We start from the raw sequence: 19,344 nt of genomic DNA, 5'->3' as shown, positions 1-19,344 counted from the left end.
CCATGACGATTCCTTTTGCTGAACGGAACCATCAATATCCGACCGATCGCTCGTGATCAGGTAGCGACCCAGAGCGGACTAAGCATCGCTTGCGACTTTCTCGACAAATCCACAACGCGAGCCTTGCGCGCGGTGAGGTCTTGCCGGCTGATCGAGAAAAATGGCGCGCGTCTGACTCGTTACTGCTTGCTATCGTCTTCCGAGTAGAGCGTTTCCAGATCCTTGCCTTCGAGCTCGTAGTGCCGCTTATCCAGATACGAAAGAATTGCCCACATGGCTTCTTGGTTGAGCGTGTCCTGAAACGCGGGCATGTAGGTCACGCCATTGCGGTGAACCCCCTTGCGGACACGCCCAATGAAATAGTCGTCATAGTTCGTGCCTAGCTCGCGAAGATCGGGAGCGATACCGCCCGACTGCGCGTCAAGTCCGTGACAGCGGGCGCAGTTCTGGTTATAGGCTGAACTGCCGATTTCAATCGCTTTTTTATTGCCGCGATAGGGGTTGCTCGATAGCCAGTCGCCGTCGGGTAGAGCCTTCAGGCCCTTGGTATCGACAGGTTGGGGCGCGACGTCACCATGGGCATGCGCGGGCGCCGCGCTATATAGCGCGCTGGCGGCGAATGCGGCGGCAGCGACGATTAGCGGCATGCGACGAAAGCTATTCTTTTCGATCATGATCATTGTTTTCCTTGGTTGGTCTGAGTGGCCCCGCCGTCGGCGGGCAACGGGCGAATCCAGATCTTCCAGGCGCCGGTGGCCTTGACTTCGACGTAGAAGCGCCCGCCTTGGCGGACGGCGACCTCGCCCTCCCCGGGGCCGGCGCTATAGGACTTGGCCAACTCGCCCGTATCGGCGTCGAATACGTAGATCACGAAGATCACGTCTTCGTTGCGAAAGCCGAGCCGAAAGCCTGTCGGGCTTTCAAATTCAGGTGTGCTCTCACGCCCGGTGCCGGCAAAATCAAAGCTCAGGTAACGTTCCACGGCGGCGTCGTAGCAGGCTAGGCGAAGGGCTTCGTCATGCTGCGCCCGGCACGCACGCAGAGCGGTTATGCCCTTGTCGCCGAGCATGCCGTCGGTCGCCGCCGCGATGGTGGGCCCGGTGACCGTGAGCGAAAGCAGCGTGGTCGCCACGATTCGTGCGCTCACCAATCGAACGGACAGGCCGTACATCCTTCCATGAAAGTGCTCTGGAAGATGGCATAGGGATAGCGCGCGCCGGTCAGGTCGGCATTCTCCAGGTTTGCCAATGAGAGTTTGGCCTCCTGCAAGTTGGCGTTGACGAGCCTGGCGTTAGGCAGCTGTGCCTTGCTCATCCAAGCCATCTCCAGATTCGCTGCGGTGAGATTGGCGTTTGCCATCTTCGCCGCAGACAGTCTGGCGAAATTCAAATTGGCCCCGCGCAGGTTCGCATTCTCCAACGTGGCACCTTGCAGAAAAGTAGCGACCAGACGTGCCGATTCGAGATCGGCATCGGTGAGGTCGGCGCCTCGAAGGTCGGCGTGATGGAGATCGGCGCGAGCGAGTTTCGCTCCACGCAGATTGGCGCCTCGCAGGCTTGCGTTACCGAGACTTGCGTGGCGTAGGTCGGCTCCTGCGCAGTTGGTTTCGGGAACGATACGGCAACCGTTGATCACGTCGACCGAGGGCGCGGTGTCCGCTTCGTTCTTGTTCGATGGATCTTTCTGAGCGACCGCTTGGCCCATGGCGGCAGTCATCGCGAGCGCGACAACCCAGACCGTTGGCTTGAGCATGATGGGAAACCTCAAAAAAAACGGGTCCGGAGCCGCCCATCGTCCAAGGCAGGAGACAATGGGAGAAGGTGGCGACCCCGGACCCGTGCAAATGACCGGACGGGTTAGCTTTCCTGGGCCCATTCCGGAATCTTGAAGGCGATGAAGGAACCGCCCTGGCTGACCGGCTTGGTCAGGTCGGCAAGGTCGCCGCCCCACAGGGGCACAGCGCCGCCGTAGCCGGTTGCAATGCCGACGTACTGGTCGCCGTCCTGCTCCCACGTGATCGGTACGCCGACCACTCCAGAGCCTGTGTTGTAACGCCAGAGTTCCTCGCCTGTCTTGGCATTGAATGCTTTGAAGTAGCCGTCACTTGTCCCGGTGAATACCAGGTTGCCCGCGGTGGCCATGGTGCCGGCCCAGAGCGGCAGCTTTTCGTTATGCTTCCAGACAATCTCGCCGGTCGCCGGGTCCATCGCCCGCAACGTGCCGACATGGTCGTCGTACATCTTGTGAATGCGGAAACCTTGGCCGAGATAGGCCGCGCCCTTTTTGTACTGCACGTTCTCGGTCCAGTAATCCTCTTTCCAGTTATTGGCAGGGATATAGAACAGGCCGGTGTCCGGGCTATAGGACATCGGGTTCCAGTTCTTACCGCCCAGGAATGGAGGCGAGACCTCGATCGACTCGCCGCGATCCTTGCCTTCTGCAATCTGCGGCGGTCGCTGACCTTCGACCTCGTTGGGCTTGCCGGTCTCGAGGTCGTAGCCGTCAGCCCAAGTGATGTTGTCGACAAACGGATAGGCTGCGAGCAGTGCGGTCGGCTTGTTGATCTCGCCGCCGCGCTCGGCCAGCTTCTGGGTGTCGGTCAGGAAGAAGTAGCCGTTTCGGTCGGCGTGCGCACCGGCCTTGATCGTCTTTCCGTCCTTCTCGAAGTCGAACAGGATGATCTCGTTGTTGCCCGAGAAGTCCCACGCGTCATTCGGCGTGTGCTGGTAGAAGCCCACCAGTTCGCCGGTACTTGGTTCCACGTATGCCTGGCCGGAGGTGTACAGGCTGTCGTAGTCGCTCGGGTTGCCGGATTTGCCGGTGCGCATCCAAGTGTTCCACGGCGCTGGATTACCCGCGCCGATGACGATCGTGTTGGTGCTTACGTCGAACGACGCGCTTTGCCAGGGGGCTCCGCCGCCGTGGGTCCAGGCCTCCGCCTTGCCGGTGTCCTTATAGTCGCCTTCGGGCCATGACGGCGCTTCGGGATCGCCCGTGGGCGTGGATTGCTTCCCGTCCTTGCGGCCCAGATGTCCTTCGACCAGCGGGCGCATCCAAAGCTCTTCGCCCGTGTCCGGGTTGCGAGCATATAGCTTACCCAGCGCACCGAATTCGTCGCCGGAGTTGCCGTGGATGAGCATCACCGTACCGGTCTTCTGATCCTTGATGATGGTCGGCGCGCCGGTCATTGTGTAACCGGCCTTGTGATCGTCGAAGTTCTCGTTCCAGGCAACTTCGCCGTTGTCTTTATTGAGCGCGACGAGGTTCGCATCGAGCGTGCCGAAGAACACCTTGTCGCCGTAGATCGCCGGGCCGCGGTTGACTACGTCACAGCAGGGCCGGATGTCGTCGGGCAGGCGATGGCTGTAATCCCAGATTTTTTCGCCAGTGGCCGAATCCAGCGCGAACATGCGCGAATACGATGCGGTGAGATAGATCTTGCCGTCGAAGACCACGGGCTGGGTTTCTTGGCCGCGCTGCTTCTCGTCGCCGAAGGAAAACTGCCAGGCGGGCTTGAGCCGCTCTACGTTATCCACGTTGATGTGTTCCATCTGCGAGAAGCGCTGGGCCTTGGGCCCGAAACCGTACATGAGCACGTTCTCTGGGGTTTCGGCATCGTTGACGATGTCGTCCCAAGTCACTTCCTTGGCATATATCGGCGATGCAGCGATCGCCATCCCCAGTGCGAGCGCGCTGACCGCGCTGCGGCGTCGATCCAGAAAATGGGCAAAAGACATTTATTAGACTCCTCGTTTCGCTTCGGAGCGCGATATGCGCGCCGGCGCCGCTTTTTTGAATTCGCTTTTGCGACGTTGCGCCAAGCTAGCCCGCCGTCCATGAGAAAGGCCTGAGAGGCGAATGAGAGTCTTCTCAGAAAACCTACGTCTTAAGTCGTAAGCCGATACCCCATACCACGCACCGTCTGGATGCGTGGCTCACCGGCTCGCCTGCGTAGCTTGCGGCGCAGATAGCCGATGTAGACATCGATGGTGTTCTCGGTAACCTCGGCACCGGTACCCCATACGCGTTCGAGCAGTCGCGCGCGTGACAGCACGTTCGGCGCACCGCGCATCAGACACTGCAGCAGCGCGAACTCGCGCGCGCTGAGATCAAGCGGCTCGCCATCGAGACTGGCTTCGCGGGTGCCTGGGTCGAGACACAGGCCGCTGAATTGCAGGCGATTGTCAGTCGTGCCCCGTGTACGTCGACTCAAAGCATTGATGCGCGCCAGCAGTTCCTCGAAAGCGAACGGCTTGGTCAGGTAGTCGTCCGCGCCTGCATTGAGTCCGGCCACGCGATCGTCAACCTGCTCCCGCGCGGTCAACATCAGCACCGGCACGTCGTGGCCGTCCGCTCGGATACGCCGGCACAGTTCGAAGCCGTCGATATCGGGCAGCCGCACATCCAGCAGTATAAGATTGAAATCGAAACGCTCGATGTGAGCCAGCGCGTCGCTGCCGCAAGGTACCGGCGTGGGCGCAAAACCCTCCGCCGCAAGACCGCGTTCAAGCATGCGCGCCACCCGTGCGTCGTCCTCGACAATAAGAAGATTCATGCTCTCGCCTGTCGTGCTTCGCACAGTGGCAGCGATACCATCACGCACGTGCCAGTACTGCCCTCGGCGTCCGTGATTTCGATGCGACCGCCATGGGCATTGATCACGCGCCGCGCGATCGCAAGCCCGAGCCCCATGCCGCTACGCTGATCTGGATCGCCCTGGAAGAAGTCGTCGAACACGCGATTGCGGAGCGTCGACGGGATGCCCGGGCCACGATCGATAACCGCGACGTGATACACGCCAGCGGCAGGGCTCGCATCGAGGGTGGTCGTGACCGTGCTCCGTGCCGGCGCATGCTTGACCGCGTTGTCCACGAGGGTGAGAAACGCCTGTTGAAGCCGCTGGGTATCGCCCCGAAAATCGCTGCGTGCGGCGTTGTTCACAAATACCACGTCAACGCCGTGTGGCCTGCCCAGCGCACAGCCGGCGGATGTGGTTCGAGAGAGCAGCGAGCAAAGTTCGATTGGCTCGCGCACTAACAGCAGCTCTCGCGTCTGCGAACGGGCCAGCGCGACCAGATCGTCAATGCTGTTCTCCAGATCTGCGGCGAGCGCCACGATGTGGCGCAGCGATTCGAGCTGCCCGCGTGTGTCGTCAGGTTGGCGTAGCGAAACCTCGGCCTCGCCACGTAGCGCGGTCAACGGCGTGCGCAGTTCATGCGAAATTTCGCTGAAGAATTGTACGCGGTTGCTGTCGATCGCCTGCAGCTGACGATTTTTCTGCTCAAGTTCGGCAGTGCGCTGTGCGACACGCGCCTCAAGCTCGTACTGCAGCACCTCCAGGCGTGTGCGGCTGCGCCTGAGGCGCGCCGCCATGCGGTTAAACATCACCGCGAGCAGACCGAGATCGTCACGCGCGTTGCCTTGGAATCGATACGCAAGATCGCCGCCGCCAATTGCTGCCGCACCGGCCATGAGCGCACGCAGCCGGCGGCGCATGGCTCGCACGAGCAGAAGACTCATCAACCCGGCCATACCAAGTGCCGCCAGAGGTATGCCGATCACCAGTACGCCTATTTGTTGACCGGTGCGGGCAATCGCAGCCGTGGTTTGCTCGACCTCGTCGCGCTCGTCCTGCGTTGCCTCCTGTATCAGCACATCAATCTCGGTGCGGGTGACCCAAAGCGGTTCGCGGCGGGTCAGAAGCGCCTGCTCGCCCCGAGCAACCAGTTGCCGTATGCGCGCGATTCGCGCGTGCTCAACATGCGCCTCGTCATCGCTGTGCGGCGACTCCAGCATGTCCGACTCGCGCGTCACGCTGGATGACCAACGCGCCAGAATCGATGCGACCTGCGCTTTTCCGCTCGCCACGTCGCTAGGCAGCGCGGACCTTTCCACGAGATCCATATACCGGTCGATCGCACCAGACACCTCAGCAAGGATCTCGAGCTGTTGGTGCGTCATAGTGCCGCGCTGAACCAGCCATTCGGCTCGGGACCAGCCGTTGATCAGTACCGCCGCAGCGAAAATCAGAGAAGCACCATTGATCGCGAGCGCCGTACTCATCAGCGTTGGTAGGCCCATCGCAACGGCGCGTCGACTCCAAAATTTCTTTCTTATACCCATGCGGCTATAGAACTATCTGAAATCAAAGCATAGTCAAAGAGGCATTCTTCCCGGTAGCGGCCGCCACCCCGAATAGAGACCTAGTCCAGTCCCAGCCCGGCACCACCCCTGGGTAAACCCTTCACACAAACTCGCCGCACGAAACTTATGCGTCCGACTCCTTCGCCGCCTCGCGTCGCAAGCGTTTCGCATAGGCTTTGGCCAGTAGCGCACCGACCACGATCTGGACCTGGTTGTAGACAATGATGGGCAGCACGATCATGCCCAGCGCCGGATTCCCGGCAAACAGCACGTTCGCCATGGGTAGACCCGACGCCAAGCTCTTCTTCGAGCCGCAAAATACCGCTGCGGTCTCGTCCGCGAGGTTGAAGCCAAGTCTCCGCGACAATCCCATCGCGATACCGATCATTGCCGCGAGTAAGACTGCGCACAGACCAATTGCGAGCGCGATCGCAGCCAGCGGTAAGTCCTGCCAGAGATCGCTGGCCACCGACTTCGAAAACGCGGCTTAGACGATCAGCAGGATCACCGCCTGGTCGTAGCGTGACGACAGCGTCTGATGTCGGTTCATGAAAGCGGCCACCCAGGGCCTGATGGCCTGGCCCGCGGCAAATGGCAGGAGCAACTGCACGACGATATCCCGCAAGGCATCACCCACGGGGAATGCGTCGCCGCCGGCAGTTTGCGCAAGAAGTATCAACAGAAACGGCGTCATCATCATGCCGAAGACGTTCGAGGCCGCCGCACTGCTATCGATCGCCGTATTCAACCCCGCAGCTCTGCTGGTGTCGTTGGGTTCAGGTACATCCGGCGGCCTGCTGGCGCCCATGTTCATGGCCGGTACGGCGCTGGGTGCCCTGTTCACAATCGTGGGTAACGCGCTATTGCAAGGCGCTCCGCTGGAGCCGGCCGCGTTTGCGCTGGTTGGCATGGCGGCCTTTTTCGCTGCTGCTTTGCGCGCCACGTTCGCGCTTATCGTTTTCGCCTTCGAGATTACCCGCAACTACGACGCGATACCGACCATACCCCGCGATTAAGTAGCACGCTGATCTATAGTCTTAGCAGGCTATCTGAAGCGATCTGAATCATTAGCCACTACGGCCGCTTCTGGCCGATAGCTGACGCCCTGAAAGTCGAGTGATGGAAGACGTCTGAAAAAGCATATCGCTTGCCAGGCGGAGGCAATCAGACGTGCGGTTTCCGCTCTCGCCGGGAACGAGTCGCCGCCCAGACACGTTCCGCTAGTACGGCCAGCATCGCCGCGATGAACGGATTGACCGAGAAGCGGAAGCGCTGGTTTTCGTCGACTTCGAAAGCGTTGCCGATGACGCTGACGTACATGATGTTCAGCCACAGAAAGATGAGCGTGGCTTCGGCGGTGGAGATGCGCCGTCGCATGGCGCAGCGCACGAGCAGCGCCAGGCCGAAGCCGACGGCCAGCGCGTAGCCGAGGGCGATGAGGATGCCGATATGGCCGGGCTGCAGGTCGAAGCCGGGCTTTTCGGGATAGACCGGCTGGCCGGCGAGGAGGAGCGAGAAAGCGCGGCTGTAGGGCGCGATGTCGGCGCGGTTGTCGGCGAGGAACGGGTAGTCGCTGGAGGGCCGCAGGAACATCAGCCAGGCGGTGCCCATCGAACGCAGATAGGCCTCGGGATGCCGGCGTAGCGAGGCCATGGCGTCGTCGAGCGCCTGCTGGGAGACCTGTGCGTAACCGATGTGATTGAAGTTGACGTGGCCGGTGGACTTGCGCCGCTGGTCGAGCACCGTGATGCCGGTGGGCTCGAGGTCGTCGAATATCCACGGATAGGCTTCGGGCGGTTTGAACGGCGCGTCGTGCAGCGCCATTTGCGACAGCGCGCCGGCGGCGACCAGCCGTTCGCGTTCGTCGTGATCGATGGCCAGCGTCGTGAGCTTGGATAGGCTCATGCCCATCCAGTCGGAGGTCGCGAAATGCCCGGTGATCGCGAGGTTCTTGCCATAGAGCGCGAAGACTATCAGCAGCGGAATCGCGGCCGCGGCGAACACCTGGCGGCGGTGGCCCGGCAGCACCAGCGCACAGAAGAGCGCCAGCACCACGAACCACTGCCACTGGAACATCGAACGCAGATAGATCAGCGCCGCCATGGCCGCGAACAGGGCGCAGAGCCGGCCGAAGGCGGGACGTTCGATGCAGGCGTGGAACAGCCACGCGATCCCGCCGAGCAGGACGAGGATCGGCAGCGTGTAATAGGGAATGGCTTCGTAGAGCACGAGCGCCGGGGTCAGCATGAACACCAGCGCCGTCGAGAAGGCGATGGCCACGCGCACGCCCAGCCGCCGCATCAGCGCGTAGAGCAGCAGCACGGTGGCCAGCGCCATGGCGCTGTACAGACAGCGAAAGAGCAGCGCCAGTACCGTGTCGTTGCCGCCCGTCTTGAGCACCAGGCCGAGCATCAGGTTGTACAGCGGCGGCTGCCCCGGCATGTAGAACAGGCTTTCGAGCAGGTCGTGGCGCAGCAGGACCGGGTCGAGAATCTGCCAGGAGGTGTCCAGCGGCCGCAGGTCGAAGCGCACGCCCGCGGCGCGAAAGGCCAGCCGCGAGATCGCGTAGAGCGCGATCAGCCAGAGGACCGGGCGGGCCCCGGCCCGGCGCGCGGGTGCTGCCACGGCTACAACTGCGTGCGGTGGAAGACTGCTCGCGGCAGAGACTGGATGACGGTCATGATGAGCCACCAGAACCCGGGCGTGTAGCAGACCGCGCGGCGCTTGCCGATGGCCTTGTGTATGTCGCCGCCGACCTTTTCGGGGCTGGCGAACAGCGGGCCCTTGTCGAATTCGGCGGTCATGGGCGTGTCGACCATGCCGGGTCGGATCGTCAGCACCTGCACGCCGGAACCGAACAGTCGGTGCCGCAGGCCGTCGAGGAAGGCGTTCAGCCCGGCCTTGGCGCTGCCGTAGACATAGTTGCTGGCCCGGCCACGGTCGCCGGCCACCGAGGAGATCGCGGCGATCAGGCCGTGGCCCTGACGCTCGAAGCGGTTGGCGACGTCGGTGAGCAGGGCGATCTGGCTCACGGCGTTGGTGTGCCAGGCCGCGACCGCGGTCGCCGGTTCGGCGGCGCAGGCGGCCTGATCGGGCAGGGTGCCGTAGGCCACGAGCACCGTGTCCAGTCCGCCGAGGGCGGCCTCGGCGGCGTCGAGCATGGGCGCGTGGGCGGCGAGGTCGTCGGCGTCCATGACGTGGGTGCCGGTGGTGTGGGCGCCGCGCACCTTCAGGTCGTCGGCCACGGCCTCGAGTCGGTCGGCGCGGCGGCCGACCAGGAACAGGGCGTCGCCGTCGGCGGCGAAGCGGCGCGCGGCCTGTTCGGCGATGGCCGAGGTCGCGCCCACTATCAGGATCTTTCTCATTGCGCTTCTTCCATGACGCGGCGCCAGAAACTGGAGGATACGCCGGGGTCGACGTACGCCGAGAAACGGCGCCATTCGGGGAAATACTGGCGGAAGGCCGCGCCGGACATCCGGGCGTCCTTGGCCGGATAGACCGCACCGCCGGCGGCCATGACCACGCCGTCCAGCGCGTCGAGCAGCTCGAAGGTGGGCCGGCCCCGGTTGGGGAAATCCAGCGCCAGGGTCACGCCCGGGCGCGGAAACGACATCAGACCGGGCGAGGGGACGTCGCCGAAGACCTTGAGCACGGACAGGAACGAGCCGGCGCCGGCGGCGGCGATGCGTTCCAGCAGTTCGGTGATGCTGGCGCGGGCGTCGGTGTGCGGGACCACGCACTGATACTGCAGAAACCCCGTCGGCCCGTAGGCGCGGTTCCAGTGCCGGATACCGTCCAGGGGGTAGAAATAGGGCTGATAGTGCTGGGTGTCGCGCCAGGCGCTGCGCCAGCGGCGATGGAAATACAGCGTGTTCAGCGGCCGCAGCGTGGCGCGGTTGATCATCGACACCGGCGTCGTGAATGGGAACGCCGGCGCGCCGCGGCGGCGCGGATCGGGCTTCTGGCCCAGCGCCGGCTTGTGGTTGGCCTGCATGAACCAGCCGCGGCCGACGGCGCGGCCGCGGGCGGTGCAGTCCGTCCAGGCCACGGTGTATTCGTGGTCGGCGTCCGCCGCCGCGGACAGCTTCAGAAAGGTGTCGAGGTCGTCGAAGCGCCGCGTGTCGACGTCCATGTACGGGCCTTCGATCCGGCGCAGGCCGATGCGCGCGCGGGTGACGAGCCCGGTCAGCCCGAGCCCGCCCACGGTGGCCGCGAACCAGTCCGCGTTGAGCTGGCGGCTGCAGTGCAGGCAGTCGCCGTCGGTGCGCCGCAGTTCGAGTTCGTGCACGTGGCGGCCGAAGGTGCCCGCCACGTGGTGATTCTTGCCGTGCACGTCATTGGCGATGGCGCCGCCGACGGTCACGTACTGCGTGCCCGGGGTGACCGGCAAAAACCAGCCCTGCGGCACCGCGAGGGCGAGGATCTCGGCCAGCAGCACGCCGGCCTCGCAGTCGAGCACGCCGGTGGTCGGGTCGAAGGCGATGAAGCGGTCCAGGCCGCGCGTCTCGACGAGCGTGCCGCCGTTGTTCAGGCAGCTGTCGCCGTAGCTGCGGCCGTTACCGTAGGCCAGTACCGGCGTGGCCGCTTCCGGCACGGCGCGATGGCGGTCGGTGGCGCGGGTGACCGCCGCCGGGCGGCTGGCGGGGTAACGGCCCCAGGAGGCGTGGGCGGAATCGGGCATGGCGGGGCGCTACAGTGCCAGAACCATGATCGCCGCGCCCAACAGCAGGCAGACGCGGCTGCCGTTGTCGCGGGCGGCGTACACGATCGGGTCGTCGTGCATTTCTCCGCGCAGGGTCTTCAGCCAGATCCGGCTGATCCAATAGAGCACGACCGGGCACAGCAGCCAGATCCGGGCCGGATGCGTGTAGTGGTCGGTGATGTCGGGGCTGTTGATGTAGAGCGCGAGGATCACGACGGCGGTGTAGCCGGCCGCGGTGCCCAGGCTGCGCAGCGGCGCCAGATCGGTCGCCATGTAGCCGCGGCCGAGCGGGGCGTCGCCGGAATGATCGGCCATGACCTGCAGCTCGGTGCAGCGCTTGGCCATGGCCAGACTCAGAAACAGCGACATCGACAGCGCCAGCAGCCAGAACGACAGATCGATGCCGGTGGCGGCGCCGCCGGCGATGATGCGCAGCGTGTAGAGGCTGGCCAGCGTGATCACGTCGATCAGGGCGAGCTGCTTCAGGCCGAGCGAATAGGCCAGCGTCAGCGCGTAGTAGGCCGCGAGCACCAGCCAGAAGACGGGCGGCAGGAACACGGCGATGACCAGGGTCGCCAGCAGCAGCGCGGGAATCGCGAGCACGCCGTGCAGGATCGGCAGCCGGCCGGAGGCAAAGGGGCGCTCGCGCTTGCGCGGATGCTGGCGGTCGTCGCCGAGATCGACCAGATCGTTGAGCAGATAGACGCTGGAGGCCAGCAGGCTGTAGGCGATGAAGGCCAGCACGGCCATCACCAGCATGCTGGCGTCGGCGTACTGATGGGCGGCGAGCAGCGGCACGAAGATCAGCGCGTTCTTGGCCCACTGATGCACCCGGAGCGCGCGTGTCCAGGTCCGCCAGTCGGCGGGCTCGGCGTGGAAGGTCGCGCCGATCTCGAATTCGTCGCGGGTACGTGCGATCAGCCGGTCGTTGGCGTTGACCAGGATGGCCTGGCGCGCATGCCGCCAGATCACGGTGTCGACGTCATCGTCGGCCGCGTAGTCGAAGGCGCCGCCGTCCAGATGCGCCCGCAGCGCGTCCAGCTTGGCCTGACCGCTGAGATTGGTCTGGTCGTCGCTGGCCAGCACCGTGTCGAACAGGCCCAGATGATCGGCCACGGCCCGGGCGTAGCGCTCGTTGGCCGCGGTGGCGAGAATCAGCGTGCGGCCGGTTTCCTTCTGCCCGCGCAGATAGGCGATCAGCGCCTCGTTGTAGGGCAGCTCGGCGATACCGAGATCGGCGCGCCGGGCGATCTCGGCCTTCAGCCGGGCCTTGCCCCCGCGCAGCCAGCCCGGCAGCTTCAGCAGGCTCTGCGGCGAGCGCTTGGCGAGCACGAAGGCGGACTCCACCAGCAGATCGCTGTTGACCAGGGTGCCGTCGAGATCGACGACCAGCGGCGGCGCGGATTGCGAATCGGACATCAGCGTTTTCCTTCGGACGATATCGGCGCGGACTCCGGATGGCGGCGCCGGTCGATCTCCAGACCGAGCATTGCGATCAGCCCGAGCAGCACGGCGAACCACAGCGTGGCGATGCGCGCGATCAGGGTGATGGCGATGGCCAGGGCGCCGCCCGCGCCGGAGAGCTTGAGCAATAGCGCCATCACCGCTTCGGTGCCGCCCAGCCCGCCGGGCACGAACGACAGCGCGCCGACGAGCATGCTCACCGCGTAGATCCCGATGGCCGTCTCCACGGCCAGTTCCAGCCCGAGACCGTGGGCGATGACGTAGACGGACACGCCCTCCGCGGCCCAGGCCACCAGCCCGAGCGCCAGACCGACATACAGGGGCCGGTCGCCGAGCAGCGCGAAGGCCTGATCCCAGGCCGAGACCAGCCCGTGCATGAGCCGGGCGACACGGGTCTCGGGCGTGGCGTAGCGCCGTTTCATGGCCTCCAGCAGACGCCGCTGACGAATGGCCACGAGCAGGCCGGCGAGCACCGCGAGCGGCGCGATCACCCACAGCACGTAGCCCGAGAAGGCGATCAGCACCAGCATCGACAGCATCGCGATGGTGAGCAGGTCCAGAAAGCGTTCGGCGAAGAAGGCGGCGAGGCTGTGCGGGTAGGGCACGCCCAGACGCGCGAGATAGATCGAGCGCATGCCCTCGCCGGCCTTGCCGGGGGTCGTCGTGAGGGCGAATCCGGCGATGTAGATCAGCACGTGCCGGCCGGGATGAATACGGTTGCCCAGCCAGCGCAGATAGCCGTGCCAGCGCACGAAGCGCAGCGCATAGTTGATCAGCGACAGCGCGAGGATGAGCAGCCACCAGCGCCCGTCGAGCCGGCCCACGGCGGCGATTGTGCGTTCGGTGTCGATGCCGGCGACCACGGTCGCGTAGAGCAGGGCTGCCAGACAGAGCGAGAAAACGATGGTGCGTGGACGGGGCAATGCGACGCCTTCGGTTGGTTGACGAGGCCCCGCGCCGCAGGGCGCGTGACCGCCGGGGCTGACGGCCGATGCGGGCCGTCTCCACGATGTCACTCGACCGCGGCGTGCCACCCCATCCCGTGCCGTACACGCGCGCGTCGATAGCAGAGCATAGCGTAAACCGGGTCGGTCGCTGCAATACACGCATCCGGGCGTACCCCGGGTGCGCGCGACGCGGACCGGGGTCGGACGGCGCACGTCGACCGCTCGGGTAATTATCGTTACCCATATCATGAGGCGCCCGGCGCGCCGCGGTGCGGCGCCTTAACCGATGCATCCGAGGGCAGAGCCATGGCCGATTATCACGCGCCCACCCGCGATCTCATGTTCATGCTGACGGAGGTGCTGGACGCCGCGCACATCCGCGGCCTGCCCGACTGCGACGACTACGAGCCGGACACCATCTCGGCGATCGTCGACGAGGCCGGGCGGTTCGCCTCGTCGGTGCTGGCGCCGCTGAACGCCAGCGGCGACGCCGAGGGCGTGGACTGGTCGGCCGAAGGCGTGACCAGCGCGTCCGGCTTCGCCGATGCCTACGACCGGTTCGTCGAGGCCGGCTGGAACGGCCTGACCGGCGATCCCGAGCACGGCGGCATGGGCATGCCGCGGGTGCTGGGCGCGGCGACGACCGAGCTCTGGAACGCGGCCAACATGTCGTTCGCGCTGTGTCCGCTGCTCACCGCCAGCGCGGTCGATGCGCTCGCTCATCACGGAAGCGAGGATCTGAAAGCGGTTTATCTCGACAGGCTCGTTTCCGGCGAGTGGACCGGCTGCATGGACCTCACCGAGCCGCAGGCCGGCTCCGATCTCGCGCAGGTGCGCACCCGCGCCGAGCCGGACGGCGAGGCCTGGCGTCTGTTCGGCCAGAAGATCTACATCACCTGGGGCGAGCACGACATGGCCGGCAACATCGTGCATCTGGTGCTCGCGCGGCTGCCCGACGCACCCGCCGGCGTGAAGGGCATCTCGCTGTTTCTGGTGCCTAAGTATATTCCCGATGCAGACGGCAACCCCGACGAGCGCAACGACATGCGCTGCGCCTCGGTCGAGCACAAGCTCGGCATCCACGCCTGTCCGACCTGCACCATGACCTACGGCGAGGACGGCCGGGGCGCGCTCGGCTGGCTCGTCGGCGAGGCCAACCGCGGCCTGGCGCATATGTTCACGATGATGAACGCCGCGCGCCACAAGATGGGCGTGCAGGGCCTGGGCGTGGCCGACCGCGCCTATCAGCAGGCCCTGGCGCACGCGCGCGAGCGCGAGCAGGGCGGCGCCGCGATCGTCGAGCATGCCGACGTCAAGCGCATGCTGCTGTCGATGCGCAGCCGCATCGACGCCCTGCGCGCCCTGTGCCTGGATTCGGCCGCGGCCATGGACGTCGCCGAGCGCAGCGACGACGAGGCCGAACGTGCCGCCGCCCAGACCCGGGTCGACGTGCTCACGCCCATCGTCAAGGGCTGGGGCACCGAGGTCGGCGTGGCGCTGGCCGACACCGGCATCCAGATCCACGGCGGCATGGGCTATATCGAGGAGACCGGCGCCGCCCAGCCGCTGCGCGACGTGCGCATCGCGCCCATCTACGAAGGCACCAACGGCATCCAGGCGATCGATCTGGTCGGCCGCAAGCTCCTGCGCGACGAAGGCCGCGGCATGCGCGCGCTGATCGCCGACATGCGGGCGACCGCCGACGGCCGCGCCGACGGCGCCAACCCGCATCCCGCCCTGGCCGAGGGCCTCGATCTGATGGAACAGGCCACAGACACGCTGCTGGCCGCCGGTCGCGACGCGGCGATGGCCAACGCCTTCAACTACCTCATGCTCTGCGGGACCGTGGTCGGCGCCTGGTACGCCGCGCGCATCGCGGATGTGGCCAAGGCCGCCCTGGCTGCGGGCACCGACGAGGCCGACTTCTACGAAGCCCGCCAGGCCTGCGCGCGCTTCTACATGCGTCAGGTCCTGCCCGACGCCCGCGGCTATGCCGCCCGAATCGAGGGCGGTGCGGATGCGATCGACACGGTGGACGCCGCGCGGCATCTTTGACGGTGGAAACCCTCCGGGTGGTTCGAGCGGGTGCCGAAGGCGCTGATCGGTGCGTGGTACGCCAGGTCGCCGTTCGGCCGCTGCCGGTCTGTTGGCCGCGTCGCAGGTGAGGCGGATGGGCCCGCGCTGCGCGGGGTGCACGAAGGTTTCGGCACCGGCCCGTTCGCTGTCTCGTCCGGACCAGAGGCTTCGCCTTGCCTTGGGTGAGCGATGGGTACGCTCGCCTGGGCCGGCGTTCGGGGCCGACTCGACCTTGGAGGCCGTGGTGAGCGCGCCTTGGTGGTAGTACGCACCGGTGGCGGTGAGCACGTGCTGACTGCGCTCTCGGCAGATTGTTCATCCAAGCCACCGGCGATAATACCGCGGGCCGCGGATCGGTACGGTCGCGGTGCCGACGCCGATAAGCTGGCAGCGGCGCCTGCACGCCTCGCTGTGATCGTCGATCGTCCTATGGACAGGGCCGCGGCCGCATCCCCGAAACGCTCGGGCTGTCGGTCGCTGCTCGTGCGATGCCCGTGCCATTTGAAGCGGCGAGATCCGCGTGCGCACGACGTGCACGCCGAACACGGGGCAGGCGACGATCGGTCTCGTCCTCGACGCGATAGCCTCGCGAATCATTCTGGGCTGCACTTGGCTCGCGTCCGATGTCTGTGCTTTGTCAGCGGACGCAGGCGATCCCGGAGCCGATCGACCGATATCCCTCGAGGTGAGGGGTCGAACGCGCATCGCCGAGAATGTTCACAGCGCTGGCGCCTTGGGCTGCTGGCCTGCGAAAACGCGTCGACCCCGGATCAATCCCCTTTGGAAACCCGTGATCTACCATGAAGAATAAAGCCACCCCCGAGACTGTCCAGCGCATGCTCCGCCGTCGCGATTTGCTCAAGGGGTTCGCCGCCGGCGCGGCGGTATCCGTGCTCGGCACGCCGCCGCTGGCCGCACGAACGGCCGCCGAGACGTTTCGCGCCGAGATCGCCGACCTGGAGAAACGCCACGGCGGCCGCCTCGGCTTGGCTGTGCTGGATACGGCCGGCGGGCAGCGGGTCGCGCAGCGCGCCGACGAGCGTTTCCTGATGTGCAGTACGTTCAAATTGCCCCTTGTCGGGCTGATCCTTTCGCGCGTGGATGCCGGCAAGGAATCGCTGGACCGACACATCACCTACGACGCCGGCGATGTCGTGACTTACTCGCCGGAAACGGGGCAACACGTCGGCACCGGAATGACGCTCGGGGCGATCTGTCGTGCCGGGCTCACCCTCAGCGACAACACGGCGGCCAACCTCATGTTGCGCAGCGTCGGTGGGCCGGCGGCCGTGACCGCCTTCGTGCGTGCGCTCGGCGATACGGTCACGCGGTCCGATCGCTACGAGACCGCGCTCAATGCGTACACCCCCGGCAGCGATCGCGACACCACCTCGCCGTCGGCGATGGGCCACCTCATGCAGCGCCTGTTGCTCGACGACGTATTGGCCGTGCCCTCCAGAGAACAGCTGACGCGCTGGCTGATCGCCAACGAGACCGGCGACCATCGTCTGCGCGCCGGCATGCCGGGCCACTGGCGTATCGGTGACAAGACGGGGTCCGGCGGTAACAATACGGCCAACGACATCGCCATCGTCTGGCCGCAGCCCGACGCGCCGGTGATCGTGTCCGCCTATTACGCCGGTTCCGATGCCGGCCGTTCCCAGCGAGACCGTGTGCTGGCTGACGTCGGGCGGGCCACAGTGCGGTGGCTCGGCACAGGATAGACGCCGAGTGTCCAGGGGCGGCGTGCCCGGCGCGACCCGAGCGGGTCGAAAGCCGTCACGGCCTCCGGCCAGGGCCTGTCAGCACTTCAGGCGAACGCCGCCTTGGCGACCGCACGTCGTGTGCGGCAAGACACCAGTCGCCGATCGTGGCGTGCCACGATCCAGACTGGCGACGCCGCAACGCCTATAGTCGATTGTTTCATGGACGGCCCAATCCGAAGGGCCAAGCGCCCCATGCAACGACCAGGGTGCGACCTCCGGCGTCGTCGGACCCTAACGCGGAACGACTGCGCGGCGCGCACGACGCCTCGCCCCGGCGCCCGTAGCCGTTTTAAGCAAGCGCTAGATGCGGGCTCGCATGCAGTCTTGACGGACCCGACCCACCGCGCACGAAAAGGCCCGGCCGCCGTGGAGCGAGCCGGGCCCGGTGCCCGTGGGCGATCGCGCGTCTAGGCGGTGTCGAGCATCTGCTTGCGCAGGTCCAGCTTGCTGAACTTGCCGGTCGAGGTGCGCGGGATGGCGTCGATGAACACGTAGTCGTCGGGCACCATCCACTTGGCCATGCGCTCGAGCAGAAAGGCGCGCAGTGTGTCGGCGTCGAGCGTCTCGCCCTTGCGCAGTACGACCGCAGCCAGCGGCCGTTCACCCCACTTGTCGTCGGGCTGGGCGACCACCGCGGCCTCGGCGACCGCGTCGTGCGCCATGATCGCGTTCTCCAGTTGCACCGAGGAGATCCATTCGCCGCCGGACTTGATGACATCCTTGGTGCGGTCCGTGATGTCGATGTAGCCGTCGGCGTCGACGGTGGCGATGTCGCCGGTGCGCAGCCAGCCGTCGGTGGTGAACTTCTCGTCGCTGTTGTCGAGCCGGAAGTAGCTGCCGGTGATCCACGGACCGCGGATCTGGATTTCGCCCATATCCTCGCCGTTCCAGGGTTGCGGATTGCCGTCGTCGCCCACGATGCGCACCTCGACGAAGGGCACCGCCACGCCCGCGGTCGCCCGCTTGGCGTAGCGTTCGTCCTCGCTGCGTGCGGTGACCGCCGGCTTGAGCCGCGCCGCGGAACCCAGCGGCGAGGTCTCGGTCATGCCCCAGGCCTGGATCACGGTCAGGCCGTGGCCATCGAAGCGGCGGATCATCGACTCGGGGGCCGCCGAGCCGCCCACGATCATGCTCAAATCATCGCGCAGGGCCCAGCGGTCGGGTTCGGCGTCGAGGGCCTCCAGGATGCCCATCCAGATTGTCGGCACGCCGGCGGTGGTATTGACCCGCTCGGCGGCGTAGACGTCGAGCAGGCTCTCCGGATCCATGTGCGGGCCGGGGTAGACCTGCTTGGCGCCGGTCAACGTGGCCACGTAAGGAATGCCCCAGGCGTTGACGTGGAACATCGGCACGACCGGTAGCACCGTGTCGTTGAAGGACAGATTCAGCGTATCCGGCATGGCCGCGGTCATGGCGTGCAGCACGGTCGAGCGGTGCGAATAGACCACGCCCTTCGGTTTGCCGGTGGTGCCTGAGGTGTAGCACATGCCGCAGGCGTCGTTCTCGTCCTTGTCGGGATAGACGAACTCGCCCTCGGCCGAGGCCAGGAAGTCCTCGTAGCTCTCCATGCCCTCGGGAATCGGCTTGCCGGCGAGCGGCACGACGATGATGCGCTCGAAGTTCACCCGGTCGGCGAACTTCTCGTAGAGCGGCAGCAGCACGTCGTCGATGATCAGAATGCGATCCTCGGCGTGATTCACGATCCACGACACGTCGTCGGGCGGCAGGCGCAGGTTGAGCGTGTGCAGCACGGCGCCGGTGATCGGAATGCCGAAATAGGCCTCGAGATGGGCGTGCGTGTTCCAGGAGAACGTCGCGACGCGGTCGCCGGGCTTGATGCCGGCCTGGGTCAGGGCCTGTGCCAGCTGCTTGGCGCGCCGGACCATGTCGCCGTACGTCTGCCGGTGCAGGGTCTTGTCCGGCATGTTCGTGACGATTTCCACGTCGGGAAACTGTGCGCCCGCGCGCTCGAGGATGTCGTCGAGCAGCAGGGGGCGGTCCATCATGGTCGATCGCATGGCATCTCCTTCCGGCGTGGCCGTGTAATGTTGTTTTCGCGCTTCGCGGGCAGCATCGCATTGCCTGTTGCGGGGCGTCCATTGGCGCATACATTGATCGTCGCCGGGAGCTATGGTAAGAGAAATTACATCGTGTCCGGGCAGGGCGGCGGCGCGCGGGCGTTCAGCTCTCGTACGGTCGTCGGCGTATCCTCGGCCGCGGCGCGGACCATGCGCCCACATGCCGA

Annotated in this window: 15 protein-coding genes and 1 pseudogene; 3 read left to right on the top strand and 13 right to left on the bottom strand. The window is 65.8% G+C overall.

The window, feature by feature from the left end:
* Positions 1-179: 179 nt before the first annotated feature.
* The 7 genes and pseudogenes from pedF to SAHL_RS18145 form a co-directional block, all read right to left on the bottom strand.
* Positions 180-674 carry a cytochrome c-550 PedF gene (pedF, locus tag SAHL_RS03910; RefSeq protein ID WP_221177822.1) on the bottom strand — a complete coding sequence of 165 codons (495 nt, stop codon included), beginning with the start codon at positions 672-674 and terminating at the stop codon, positions 180-182.
* A 2-nt stretch (positions 675-676) separates the two neighbouring features.
* Entirely contained in the window at positions 677-1,132 is a 456-nt protein-coding gene (locus tag SAHL_RS03905; protein WP_184947299.1) for a hypothetical protein, read from the bottom strand.
* 11 nt (positions 1,133-1,143) lie between these two features.
* Positions 1,144-1,752: a pentapeptide repeat-containing protein gene (locus tag SAHL_RS03900; protein WP_221177821.1), complete on the bottom strand. Its 609-nt coding sequence runs from the start codon at positions 1,750-1,752 to the stop codon at positions 1,144-1,146.
* A gap of 104 nt (positions 1,753-1,856) precedes the next feature.
* On the bottom strand, positions 1,857-3,737 hold the full coding sequence (locus tag SAHL_RS03895) for a methanol/ethanol family PQQ-dependent dehydrogenase (RefSeq protein ID WP_123590087.1): 1,881 nt from the start codon (positions 3,735-3,737) through the stop codon (positions 1,857-1,859).
* Positions 3,738-3,886: 149 nt separating this feature from the next.
* On the bottom strand, positions 3,887-4,603 hold the full coding sequence (locus tag SAHL_RS03890) for a response regulator transcription factor (RefSeq protein ID WP_221177820.1): 717 nt from the start codon (positions 4,601-4,603) through the stop codon (positions 3,887-3,889).
* Positions 4,552-6,063, bottom strand: coding sequence for a sensor histidine kinase (locus SAHL_RS03885; protein WP_184947296.1), 1,512 nt, complete (start codon positions 6,061-6,063; stop codon positions 4,552-4,554). The genes SAHL_RS03890 and SAHL_RS03885 overlap by 52 nt, the downstream gene beginning before the upstream one ends.
* A gap of 205 nt (positions 6,064-6,268) precedes the next feature.
* Positions 6,269-6,952, bottom strand: a pseudogene (locus SAHL_RS18145) (bile acid:sodium symporter).
* Here SAHL_RS18145 and SAHL_RS17965 point away from each other — a divergent pair.
* A complete protein-coding gene (locus SAHL_RS17965) occupies positions 6,843-7,160 on the top strand; it encodes a chloride channel protein (protein WP_221177817.1) in 318 nt (105 codons plus the stop codon). The pseudogene SAHL_RS18145 and the gene SAHL_RS17965 sit on opposite strands and share 110 nt — an antisense overlap.
* Before the next feature lie 148 nt (positions 7,161-7,308).
* On the opposite strand, the gene SAHL_RS03875 is transcribed toward SAHL_RS17965, so the two are convergent.
* From SAHL_RS03875 to SAHL_RS03855, 5 genes are read right to left on the bottom strand one after another with little or no spacing between them, the layout of a single operon-like run.
* Entirely contained in the window at positions 7,309-8,769 is a 1,461-nt protein-coding gene (locus SAHL_RS03875; RefSeq protein ID WP_123590084.1) for a glycosyltransferase family protein, read from the bottom strand.
* 2 nt (positions 8,770-8,771) lie between these two features.
* Positions 8,772-9,509, bottom strand: a complete 738-nt coding sequence (locus tag SAHL_RS03870; RefSeq protein ID WP_123590083.1) for an SDR family oxidoreductase — start codon at positions 9,507-9,509, stop codon at positions 8,772-8,774.
* A complete protein-coding gene (locus SAHL_RS03865) occupies positions 9,506-10,825 on the bottom strand; it encodes an FAD-binding oxidoreductase (protein ID WP_123590082.1) in 1,320 nt (439 codons plus the stop codon). Before SAHL_RS03865 ends, SAHL_RS03870 begins: the two co-directional genes overlap by 4 nt.
* 9 nt (positions 10,826-10,834) lie before the next feature.
* On the bottom strand, positions 10,835-12,265 hold the full coding sequence (locus SAHL_RS03860; RefSeq protein ID WP_123590081.1) for a UbiA family prenyltransferase: 1,431 nt from the start codon (positions 12,263-12,265) through the stop codon (positions 10,835-10,837).
* Complete coding sequence (locus tag SAHL_RS03855; protein WP_184947293.1) at positions 12,265-13,233, bottom strand: lysylphosphatidylglycerol synthase transmembrane domain-containing protein; 969 nt, start codon at positions 13,231-13,233, stop codon at positions 12,265-12,267. Before SAHL_RS03855 ends, SAHL_RS03860 begins: the two co-directional genes overlap by 1 nt.
* A gap of 330 nt (positions 13,234-13,563) precedes the next feature.
* On the opposite strand from SAHL_RS03855, the gene SAHL_RS03850 reads away from it, so the two are divergent.
* Together SAHL_RS03850 and bla are read left to right on the top strand one after the other, a co-directional pair.
* Positions 13,564-15,312, top strand: coding sequence for an acyl-CoA dehydrogenase (locus tag SAHL_RS03850; RefSeq protein WP_123590079.1), 1,749 nt, complete (start codon positions 13,564-13,566; stop codon positions 15,310-15,312).
* An 821-nt stretch (positions 15,313-16,133) separates the two neighbouring features.
* Positions 16,134-17,057 carry a class A beta-lactamase gene (gene bla, locus SAHL_RS03845; RefSeq protein ID WP_245968381.1) on the top strand — a complete coding sequence of 308 codons (924 nt, stop codon included), beginning with the start codon at positions 16,134-16,136 and terminating at the stop codon, positions 17,055-17,057.
* Positions 17,058-17,506: 449 nt separating this feature from the next.
* Here bla and SAHL_RS03840 read toward each other — a convergent pair whose 3' ends face one another.
* On the bottom strand, positions 17,507-19,117 hold the full coding sequence (locus SAHL_RS03840) for a long-chain fatty acid--CoA ligase (protein ID WP_123590078.1): 1,611 nt from the start codon (positions 19,115-19,117) through the stop codon (positions 17,507-17,509).
* Between the last annotated feature and the right edge of the window lie 227 nt (positions 19,118-19,344).

The organism is Salinisphaera orenii subsp. halophila YIM 95161, from assembly GCF_003732545.1.
Classification (GTDB): domain Bacteria; phylum Pseudomonadota; class Gammaproteobacteria; order Nevskiales; family Salinisphaeraceae; genus Salinisphaera; species Salinisphaera orenii_A.
Note: the sequence above shows the minus strand (reverse complement) of the source record. Positions and strands in the feature narration are given on the sequence as shown.

What these genes read in the sequence shown, in the direction of transcription:
- pedF (WP_221177822.1), bottom strand. Translation starts at nt 674, where the DNA reads ATGATCGAAAAGAATAGCTTTCGTCGCATGCCGCTAATCGTCGCTGCC.
- SAHL_RS03900 (WP_221177821.1), bottom strand. Translation starts at nt 1,752, where the DNA reads ATGCTCAAGCCAACGGTCTGGGTTGTCGCGCTCGCGATGACTGCCGCC.
- SAHL_RS03895 (WP_123590087.1), bottom strand. Translation starts at nt 3,737, where the DNA reads ATGTCTTTTGCCCATTTTCTGGATCGACGCCGCAGCGCGGTCAGCGCG.
- SAHL_RS03885 (WP_184947296.1), bottom strand. Translation starts at nt 6,063, where the DNA reads ATGAGTACGGCGCTCGCGATCAATGGTGCTTCTCTGATTTTCGCTGCG.
- SAHL_RS17965 (WP_221177817.1), top strand. Translation starts at nt 6,843, where the DNA reads ATGCCGAAGACGTTCGAGGCCGCCGCACTGCTATCGATCGCCGTATTC.
- SAHL_RS03870 (WP_123590083.1), bottom strand. Translation starts at nt 9,509, where the DNA reads ATGAGAAAGATCCTGATAGTGGGCGCGACCTCGGCCATCGCCGAACAG.
- SAHL_RS03865 (WP_123590082.1), bottom strand. Translation starts at nt 10,825, where the DNA reads ATGCCCGATTCCGCCCACGCCTCCTGGGGCCGTTACCCCGCCAGCCGC.
- SAHL_RS03860 (WP_123590081.1), bottom strand. Translation starts at nt 12,265, where the DNA reads ATGTCCGATTCGCAATCCGCGCCGCCGCTGGTCGTCGATCTCGACGGC.
- SAHL_RS03850 (WP_123590079.1), top strand. Translation starts at nt 13,564, where the DNA reads ATGGCCGATTATCACGCGCCCACCCGCGATCTCATGTTCATGCTGACG.
- bla (WP_245968381.1), top strand. Translation starts at nt 16,134, where the DNA reads ATGAAGAATAAAGCCACCCCCGAGACTGTCCAGCGCATGCTCCGCCGT.
- SAHL_RS03840 (WP_123590078.1), bottom strand. Translation starts at nt 19,117, where the DNA reads ATGCGATCGACCATGATGGACCGCCCCCTGCTGCTCGACGACATCCTC.